Below are 10,000 nucleotides of genomic sequence, written 5' to 3'. Positions count from 1 at the left end.
AACCGGACCATTTTTATCCGTAACATTAATCGTCTTGATCCCCTTACCTCCACGGCTTTGGATACGATAATCCACAACAGGGGTACGCTTGCCATAACCTTTGGCCGTTACAATCAGGATATCCAGGCTGGTATCTACGATGTCCATACCAATTACAGCATCACTCTCATCAAGGTTGATCCCTTTAACCCCTGTAGCGCTACGGCCCATAGACCGTACATCACTTTCAGGGAAACGGATAGACATGCCTTGTGCTGTACCAATAATCATTTCCTGCTGTCCGTCCGTCAGCTTCACTTCGATCAGGGCGTCATCTTCACGCAAGTTAATGGCAATCAAGCCACCTTTGCGGATATTTGCATAGTCATCAAGTGGTGTCTTCTTTATGATTCCATGCTGGGTCGCAAAGAATAGATAGCTATCCTCCACAAATTCCTCGATTGGAATTACCGCATTGATCGACTCACCCTGTTCAATCTGAATCAGGTTAATAATCGGTGTCCCCCGGGCTGTCCGGCTAAGGTCAGGAATCTCATAGGCCTTAATCCGATATACCTTGCCCTTGTCGGTAAAGAATAACAAATGATGATGTGAATTCGTAATGAACAGATGCTCTACGAAATCCTCATCTTTGGTATCCATACCCACTACACCACGACCACCGCGTTTTTGACTGCGATAGGTAGTAACAGGAAGGCGTTTGATATATCCCGTATGGGTTACAGTAATAATAACATCTTCACGCGGAATGAGATCCTCATCCAGAATACTCTCTTCACCCACTGTAATTTCAGTGCGACGGTCATCAGCGAAACGTTCCTTAAGTTCATTCAGCTCTTCGCTAATGATGTTGAGTACCAGATGCTCGTTCGCCAAAATCTCACGGTATTCCGCAATCTTTTGTATTAGCTCGTTATATTCGTTCTCGATCTTCTCACGTTCCAAACCGGTTAAGCGTTGCAGACGCATATCGAGAATAGCCTGAGACTGCTCAAGAGTGAGCGAGAAACGCTCAATCAGTCCTTCACGAGCTGCTTCTGCAGTTTGGGAAGAACGAATCAAAGCAATAACTTCGTCCAGATGGTCAAGGGCAATGCGCAAGCCTTCCAGAATGTGTGCTCTGGCTTCGGCTTTTTTCAGATCAAATTCTGTCCGGCGACGAATAACCTCGACCTGATGTTTGAGATAATGATACAAGACATCCTTCAGGTTCAAAATCTTCGGTTCGTTGTTTACAATGGCAAGCATATTAATACCGAAATTCGACTGCATAGCCGTATGTTTAAACAAATTATTCAGAACGACGTTCGGGTTCACGTCCCTACGCAACTCGATAACGACACGCATACCCGTACGGTCCGATTCATCCCGAAGATCCGTAATGCCTTCAATACGTTTGTCACGTACTAATTCGGCAATTTTCTCAACCAGACGAGCCTTATTCACTTGGTAAGGCAGCTCATGCACGATAATCCGTGCTTTATTGCCAATCTCTTCTATGGTGGTCTTCGCACGCATGGTCACAGATCCGCGGCCAGTCTGGTACGCCTGACGAATACCAGAGCGTCCTAAAATATAACCTGCTGTCGGGAAATCGGGCCCTTGAATATAATCCATAAGTTCCATCGGCGTAATGTCGGGGTTTTCGATCAATGCTTGTACACCATCGATAACCTCTCCCAAGTTATGCGGAGGAATATTGGTAGCCATCCCGACTGCAATTCCGCCGACGCCATTCACCAGCAAGTTAGGATAACGTGCAGGTAATACGACGGGCTCGCTCTCTTCACCATCGTAGTTCGGCATAAAATCAACGGTCTCTTTGTTCAAATCACGTAGCATTTCCATGGCAATCTTGGACAACCGTGCTTCGGTGTAACGCATCGCAGCCGCCATATCTCCATCCACGGAGCCAAAGTTACCGTGTCCATCCACCAACATATAACGCAAAGAAAAATCCTGCGCCATCCGCACCATCGTATCATATACAGCCGTATCACCATGAGGGTGATACTTACCGATAACTTCGCCGACGATTCTTGCCGATTTTTTGTAAGGCTTATCTGGCGACATGCCTAGCTCGGACATCGCGTACAAAATACGACGGTGTACCGGCTTCAGTCCGTCCCGCACATCAGGCAAGGCACGGCTAACAATAATACTCATGGCATAATCCATAAAGGATTCGCGCATTTCCACTCCGATATCCCTATTGATGATTTGCGAGTTATTTTGATCCGCCATGCTGGTCCTCCTTCTTATCCTTCAATACAATGCTCTCTATGTGAAAAGCCTAACAAGATACTGCCTATACACTCCGCTCTCTGCGCAGGATTTTGGCTGAAATCCTCATCTGTATAATTATATTACTTTCACAAAAAGAGCACAATTAAACACATCTGTCCTCTTTACAGCGTAAATCCCTCGTCATTCTCTCTCTGCCTGTAGCAGATCGCTATTCTCTTGTACAACTCACAAGCCCTGATTATAACAAATTCCCCAGAGCTGGGGATTAGCCCCCACCCTAAGGGCCTTTTCCACATACAATACGTATACGGTCAGGGTTCACTTAGCAAAATTCCGAAAAACGCCGTATTTCTCTATTATATCATTGTTTTACGCACTTGTCCTTTAGTTTCCCTTGTTTTGTCAAAGTGTTGCGGATTCCAAGTACATGACTCATATTTCGAAAAGAAAGGGATGAGATTACTTGTCTATTCAGCGAGTATCCAGTAAGTGGACCAAAACAAATGCCATTCTCCCCAATCCGACATTGGCCGCTTATGTACCGGAAACACGGTTGTACACGTTTGATCACTTGAACGAAATGTTGGCCGTGTATGGTACTGTCTATATTAAGCCTGATAACGGTACTTATGGAAAAGGGGTTATGCGGGCAGAGAGGCTGACAGAACCGCTTCCGCCGACAGAAGAAGGAATCATCGAAGAGAGAACTTGGTATGTGCTTCGCTATGAAGTAGATACCTTCACCTTCGAAAGTCTAGAAGATCTGCATAGAGTGGTTTCTTCCCGCATACGAAAACGTCCATATCTGATCCAGCGTGGAATTCCACTTCTTCAGCATGAAGCACGCCCTTTCGATCTGAGGGTATTAACCCAGATGAACTTAAGACACCAATGGGAAACAACGCTTATTGTAGGACGCGTAGCTGCTCCTGACAAAGTCGTCACCAATCATCACAGCGGTGGGACAACGCGCTTTTTCAATGAGCTGGTCGCTCCATACATGGATGTAAAGGAATCTGTACGACTGGAGCAAAAATTATCAAAAATGGGCGAACGGGTAGCCTGGCAGTTGCAAAAAAGATACCCACGTTTAAGGGAAATAGGATTAGATGTGGGACTGGATCAGCAAAATTATCCGTGGATTCTGGAGGTTAACACGAGACCAGCAATCAAGGTGTTCTCTTCCCTTCCAAACAAAAGCCTCTATCATAAAATATTCAGATATGCAGTAGGCTACGGACGGTACTCTCCATCCACGGGTAAAGCCGTACGCTCTAAGAAAAAAGCCTAAAACAATGAGATTAAATATTCAAATACACCCGGGCTGGTTAATGACAAGAAAAGGGACGCCCCTTTGGGCGCCCCTTGTGAACTCCTACAAAATACTACCTAATGAGCACGTAATACAGCCACTAGGAAAGAACATCACACATTAAAAATCGAGATTTTTCACGTACTTCGCATGTTCTTGGATAAAGTCACGACGAGGTTCTACATTATCACCCATCAAGGTATTGAACAGTGTATCAGCCAGCATCGCGTCACTGACAGTTACCTGAAGCATGGTACGACTCTCAGGGTCCATCGTAGTTTCCCAAAGTTGGGTCGCATTCATCTCACCCAAACCTTTATAGCGCTGTACATTGTACTTCGCGTTTTCTCCAAATTCCCTGATGATCTCATCACGTTCCGCCTCGGAGTTCGCATAACGTACAACTTTGTTACGCTCTACTTTGAATAGTGGTGGCTGAGCAATATAAATATAGCCTGCATCAATGATTTTACGCATGTACCGATAGAAGAACGTCAGCAACAACGTACGAATATGGGCACCATCGACATCCGCATCTGTCATGATAATGACCTTGTGATAACGGGCTTTGGCGATGTCAAAGTCGTCTCCGATCCCTGTGCCCATTGCTGTTACCATCGACCGGATTTCATCACTGGACAAAATACGGTCCAAGCGTGCCTTTTCGACATTCAGGATTTTACCGCGAATCGGCAAAATAGCTTGAAAGTGACGATCACGACCCTGCTTGGCCGAACCCCCCGCTGAGTCACCTTCGACGATGTACAGTTCACTAATCGAAGCATCCTTAGAGGAGCAATCTGCCAGCTTGCCTGGGAGCGAACTGATTTCCAGCGCGCTTTTACGACGTGTAAGCTCACGCGCTTTACGCGCTGCTTCCCGGGCACGTGCTGCTTGTAATGATTTATCAACCACACGGCGGGAAACAGACGGATTTTCCTCTAGGAATTCCTGGAGTTTCTCTGCGAATAGGGATTCGACAATCCCTCGCACCTCACTGTTCCCCAGCTTTGTCTTGGTCTGACCCTCAAACTGTGGTTCTGGAATTTTGACGGAGATAATCGCCGTCAATCCTTCACGCACATCATCACCAGTCAAGTTGGCATTGTTGTCCTTAATCAAGCCATTTTTACGTGCATAATCATTAATAATCCGGGTTAATGCACTCTTGAAGCCTGATTCGTGAGTTCCGCCCTCATGGGTATTGATGTTGTTAGCAAAAGAATAAATATTCTCGGTATAGCTGTCGTTATATTGCAAAGCAACCTCGACTTGAATCATATCACGCGAGCCTTCGACATAAATCGGCTGTTCATGTAACGCTTCTCTTTTTTGATTCAAGAATTGTACATATTCACTGATTCCGCCCTCGTAATGGAATGTATCGCTGGCGCCCGTCCGTTCATCAGTCAAGCTGATTGCAATGCCTTTGTTCAGGAAAGCCAACTCACGAATCCGCGTTTGGAGCGTATCATAATCGTATACAGTCGTTTCTGTAAAGATTTGATCGTCCGGATAGAAGGTCGTTTGGGTACCCGTCTCGTCTGTATCACCGATGACTCTGACATCATACTGCGGAGCACCACGGTGATATTCCTGCTCATACAGATGTCCGTCCCGTTTAACATGAACGATCATTTTGCTGGAGAGAGCGTTCACTACCGATACACCAACCCCGTGCAGACCACCAGATACCTTGTACCCTCCGCCTCCGAATTTACCGCCGGCGTGAAGTACAGTCATAACGACTTCCAGCGCAGATTTTTTCATTTTGGCGTGTTCGCTTACCGGAATACCGCGTCCGTTATCTGTAACGGTAACGCTGTTATCTTCGTGAACCACAACTTGAATGCTGTCACAATAACCCGCCAGCGCTTCGTCAATGCTGTTGTCCACAACTTCCCAGACCAGATGATGGAGACCTTTGGCGCTCGTGGAGCCAATATACATCCCGGGACGTTTCCGAACCGCTTCCAGGCCCTCGAGGACCTGAATCTCGCCCGCATCATAAGACGGTTGATTCATAGACATGCCTTTCACCTACTTCTATAGATTCTATGGTTAAGCATTGGCAACAAACTGGTTTGCCCGCTTTTTGAGTGTTGTTGAGGAGATGGGGGAATAATACACCGTATTCTGAGTCACTACGATGGACTTGGCTTCCTCTTCGCCAATCATCTCGACATGCTTTTGCTGTTGGGCGTGGTTCACGTATTGCTTGGAGATTTTAGAGGATTTTTCAATCGAGATATCGAAAATAGCCACAAGCTCTGACGAGCGGATGATTTTTTCTCCACCCAGATGAATATACATAGCGGTCACTCACTCCTTAGTGTTCCACATGCCCGTCGTGGACGTGATAAATATTGGCATCCTTGAGTCGTTCTGCGTTCAAAGTCTCAACCCCGGTTGCCGTGATAAAGGTCTGTACCTTGCTTTGGAAAGTCTCGATCAGCTGGGTCTGACGATAGGGGTCCAGCTCGGACAAAACATCATCCAGCAGCAAGACAGGATATTCACCAATTTCCTCATGGATTAACTCTATTTCGGCCAACTTCAAGGACAGGGCCGTCGTCCGCTGCTGCCCCTGAGAGCCATACGTATGCACTTCTCTGCCGTTAATGGCAAAGGCCAAATCGTCACGATGGGGTCCCGCCAAAGTCATGCCACGGCGGATTTCCTGTTCCCTCATTTGGGATAACTTTATCATAAATCGCTCCAATAAGACAGCTTCATCTTCTTCCTCTGGCTCACTGAAGGAGGGAACATAGGTTAATTTTAACTCTTCTGTCCCACCTGCGATCCCTTCATGAATGGCCTGAGCCCACTTTTGTAGCTTTGTTATAAATTGTTTCCGCTTTTTAACAATTTTAACACCATGCTCAACAAGTTGCTCATTCCATACCTCCAGCATCAGCTGCACTGACGCCATATCCTTACCCCAAGCTTGCTTGAGCAAGTTGTTTCGCTGAACCAATACTTTCTGATATTGCTGCAAATGATACAGATATCCTGGCGCAACCTGTCCGATTTCCATGTCAAGAAACCGGCGGCGAACCCCCGGTGTCCCTTTCACAATTTCCAGATCCTCAGGTGCAAACATGACCACATTTAACGAACCGATAAAATCGCTCAGTTTTCGCTGCTCCAGTCCGTTGATCTTTGCTTTTTTGCCTTGTGTGGATAACGCGAGATCCAGTCTGATTTTCCCGTATTTTTTATCCACATCCGCAGCTAGGTGAGTGGAAGTAGCCCCGAAAGAGATTAACTCCTTGTCGCGGGACGTTCGATGACTTTTGGTTAAAGCCAGTACAAAAATCGCCTCTACCAGATTCGTTTTGCCCTGCGCATTTTGTCCGATCAGCAAATTAACGGGCCCAAATTCATTCAGCTCCAGCTGTTCATAGTTCCGGTACTGCTGCAAAACAATGTTGTTCACAAACACATAGGGTCCCCCTTGTTACTCCGTACCTAAAAGGAGTCCTTGCCACCCAGGCGATCATGCTCCTGCTGTAACTTCGAAACTTCCGTTGTCCTCTACTTCTACGGTATCACCCGGGTACAGTTTTCTTCCACGACGTTCTTCCGGTTCACCATTCACACGGACTTGTCCCTCTTGCAGCAGGGCTTTAGCCATGCCTCCTGTGGATACACAATCGGCTAATTTTAAAAATTGATCGAGCTTAATGTATTCGGTTTGTATAGATATCTGTTTCAAGGCTTGTTCATCCTTTCGCTTGTCCTCGGGTGGGTTAACGCTAAACGTCAGTTGGTTGTGCGATATGGCAGGATGATATACAGCGCATTGCTGGAATCAGCCGGTTTTAAAATAATGGGGCTCATAATGCCGGTAAAAGCAATCGTCAGTTGCTCGCTGTCAATCACCTTCAGCACGTCGAGCATGTATTTAGAGTTGAACGAAATTTTGAGCGGCTCTCCCTCAAATTTGGACACAGTTACTTCCTCACGCACTTTGCCAAGCTCAGAGGAACTAGAGGAAATCTCCAAACCGCCATTTTCCAGCGACTGCATTTTTACAATATTCGTTTTTTCCTCACGGGACAGCAAATAAGCACGGTCAATTGACTCACTTAAACTTTTTGTATCCACAATCAGTTCTGTTTTGTAGGAGGTCGGAATAATTCTAGAAGTATCAGGATAGGTGCCGTCCAAGATGCGGGAATAAAATAGCACCCGATCTACTTTGAATAATACCTGATTGTCCGCTACTACGATATCCACAAGCATATTTTGATCTGGAATAATTCTGCTCAGCTCATTCAGCGTTTTGCCCGCAATGACAACATTGCTAAAACGCAAGCCTTCAGACGTCTCCAAATGAGCGCTACGGGTGGCAAGGCGGTGGCGGTCCGTTGCCACAAACTTCAATTCACCCTCAGCCAGATTCCACAACACGCCAGTTAAAATCGGTGTCGTTTCGTGGGTGGAGATGGAGAATACCGTCTGTTTAATCATATTTTTAAGTAAATCTCCTGGTACAGAGATGACTTGATTTTCTTCAATGTTGGGAAGCACCGGGAATTCTTCAGGGTCCAAGCCAACAATCTGAATTTCAGTTGCGCCGGACGAGATAAAGGTTTGGAATTGGTCTTTTACCTCCATATGGATCTCCTGCGACGGCAACTTTTTGATAATTTCGACAAAGAATTTGGCAGGCAGCACAACACTGCCGGGTTGTTCGACCTGAACAACAGTTTGGTCACCATCCTCCATCGGAATAAAGGATTGAATGGAGATGTCTGTATCGCTGGCGGTCAGCGTTACTCCCTGGTGATTCACATCCAGCTTAATACCACTCAGAATTGGAATCGTAGTCCGACTTGATATCGCTTTGGATACATGTTGTATAGCCTCGTTCAAAACGTTTTTCAGAATGCTGATCTTCATAAGTTCCTCCTACGGGTTTTAATCCTTCAAGCACGCGTTGACGCGGGCCTTATTTAGGTGATGTATATCTTTAAAATATATTAGTAATAGTAATAGGCGCACTGAATATGTGGATAAGTCACTGTAACCCTAATAAAATCAAGCCTATCCACATGTGTATAAATTGTGTATAGGCTCTGAACTTATTCAGGTTGGATTTTTGATTTTTTCTATTAGGCTGTTGATAACTTTAAACAGATCCTGATCCACTTGAATGGATTTGGAGATTTTTTCGTGCGCATGAATGACAGTCGTATGATCACGCCCACCGAAGGCTTCGCCGATTTTTGGCAAAGAATAGTCGGTTAGCTCACGAGACAGGTACATGGCAATCTGTCGTGGAAAAGCTACAGCCTTCGTCCGCTTACGCGCTTTAAAATCCTCCAGCCGTAGATTGTAAAATTCCCCGACTTGATGCTGTATATCCTGAATCGTGATCATTTTTGGACGACTGGACGGGATAATATCTTTCAACGCCTCAGCCGCGAGATGACTTGTGACATCCTGATTGGTTAAGGAGGAATAAGCGACAACGCGAATAAGCGCCCCTTCCAGCTCACGGATGTTTGTATCAATTTGATTAGCGATATACATCATGGCCTCATTAGGAATATCCAGGTTCTCCGCCCGCGCCTTTTTCCGAAGAATAGCAATTCTCGTCTCCAGATCCGGCGGTTGAATATCCGTAATAAGTCCCCACTCAAAGCGAGAGCGCAGCCGTTCTTCCAGCGTTGGAATTTCTTTAGGCGGCCGATCGCTTGAGATTATAATCTGCTTGCGTTCCTCATGAAGGGCGTTGAACGTGTGGAAAAATTCCTCCTGCGTCGATTCCTTGCCCGCAATGAATTGAATATCATCAATGAGCAAAATATCAATGTTGCGATATTTATTCCGGAAACTTTCCCCGCGGTTGTCCCGGATGGCATTAATGAATTCATTCGTAAACTTCTCCGACGATAAATAAACGACCTTGCTGGTCGGATTGTGCTCCAAAATATAGTGTCCGATAGCGTGCATCAGATGCGTTTTCCCCAGCCCCACACCACCGTATAAAAACAGCGGATTGTAAGCTTTTGCCGGCGCCTCGGCGACGGCCAGCGATGCCGCATGGGCAAAACGGTTCCCCGATCCGATGACGAATGTATCGAATGTATATTTGGGATTCAGCATATGGGACACAGCTTCTTCATGAACGACCGGCTGCTGCTGAGGTTGTTGCTGAAGGTCGACCTCGGCGGGCTTGTTCTCTTCAATAACGAACTTGACCTCTAGTTGTTTGCCCAAAATTTCATAAACCGTTGCTCCGACTAGCTTGGTATAGCGGCTTTCAAGCCATTCCACGGCAAAAGTTGTCGGTGCAGAAATCACAATGGAGTGGTCATTTAGTTTCGCTGCCTTGGTAGCCTTAAACCAAGTGTCGTAACTCGGCTTACTCAGCTTGGTTTGTATGATGGATAGAATTTGCTGCCATAGTTCAGAGGTATGGCTGTCCAC

8 protein-coding genes (1 of these 8 cut by a window edge) are annotated in these 10,000 nt (G+C 46.1%); 1 reads left to right on the top strand and 7 read right to left on the bottom strand.

Translation table 11 applies throughout. The features are described 5' to 3' along the window. Positions 1-2,244 carry the 5' portion of a DNA gyrase subunit A gene (gyrA, locus tag MKY24_RS00040; RefSeq protein WP_028540987.1) on the bottom strand. The gene continues 321 nt to the left of window position 1, outside the view, so 2,244 of the gene's 2,565 nt are visible here — the first part of the coding sequence; it begins with the start codon at positions 2,242-2,244; its stop codon lies beyond the left edge, outside the window. A 466-nt stretch (positions 2,245-2,710) separates the two neighbouring features. Between gyrA and MKY24_RS00035 the strand changes: the two genes are divergently transcribed. Beyond that, on the top strand, positions 2,711-3,538 hold the full coding sequence (locus MKY24_RS00035) for a YheC/YheD family protein (protein ID WP_025720769.1): 828 nt from the start codon (positions 2,711-2,713) through the stop codon (positions 3,536-3,538). 141 nt (positions 3,539-3,679) lie between these two features. Here the strand turns inward: MKY24_RS00035 and gyrB are convergent, their stop codons facing one another. The 6 genes from gyrB to dnaA all read right to left on the bottom strand — a co-directional run bounded on the left by gyrB (position 3,680) and on the right by dnaA (position 10,000). Beyond that, positions 3,680-5,590, bottom strand: coding sequence for a DNA topoisomerase (ATP-hydrolyzing) subunit B (gene gyrB / locus MKY24_RS00030; protein WP_013308100.1), 1,911 nt, complete (start codon positions 5,588-5,590; stop codon positions 3,680-3,682). Between the two features lie 30 nt (positions 5,591-5,620). After that, positions 5,621-5,872 (bottom strand): extracellular matrix/biofilm biosynthesis regulator RemA family protein, encoded by a 252-nt coding sequence (locus MKY24_RS00025; protein ID WP_007433255.1) that lies wholly within the window; start codon positions 5,870-5,872, stop codon positions 5,621-5,623. 16 nt (positions 5,873-5,888) lie between these two features. Next, entirely contained in the window at positions 5,889-7,004 is a 1,116-nt protein-coding gene (gene recF, locus MKY24_RS00020) for a DNA replication/repair protein RecF (RefSeq protein ID WP_013308098.1), read from the bottom strand. A 54-nt stretch (positions 7,005-7,058) separates the two neighbouring features. Further along, entirely contained in the window at positions 7,059-7,277 is a 219-nt protein-coding gene (gene yaaA / locus MKY24_RS00015) for a S4 domain-containing protein YaaA (protein WP_023986416.1), read from the bottom strand. Between the two features lie 47 nt (positions 7,278-7,324). Then, positions 7,325-8,467 (bottom strand): DNA polymerase III subunit beta, encoded by a 1,143-nt coding sequence (gene dnaN, locus MKY24_RS00010; protein WP_023986415.1) that lies wholly within the window; start codon positions 8,465-8,467, stop codon positions 7,325-7,327. A 186-nt stretch (positions 8,468-8,653) separates the two neighbouring features. After that, complete coding sequence (dnaA, locus tag MKY24_RS00005) at positions 8,654-10,000, bottom strand: chromosomal replication initiator protein DnaA (RefSeq protein WP_023986414.1); 1,347 nt, start codon at positions 9,998-10,000, stop codon at positions 8,654-8,656.

This window comes from Paenibacillus sp. FSL P2-0322 (assembly GCF_037975315.1).
GTDB classification, from domain to species: domain Bacteria; phylum Bacillota; class Bacilli; order Paenibacillales; family Paenibacillaceae; genus Paenibacillus; species Paenibacillus polymyxa_B.
The sequence above is the reverse complement of the archived record's forward strand: the minus strand, read 5'-3'. Positions and strand labels throughout refer to the sequence as shown.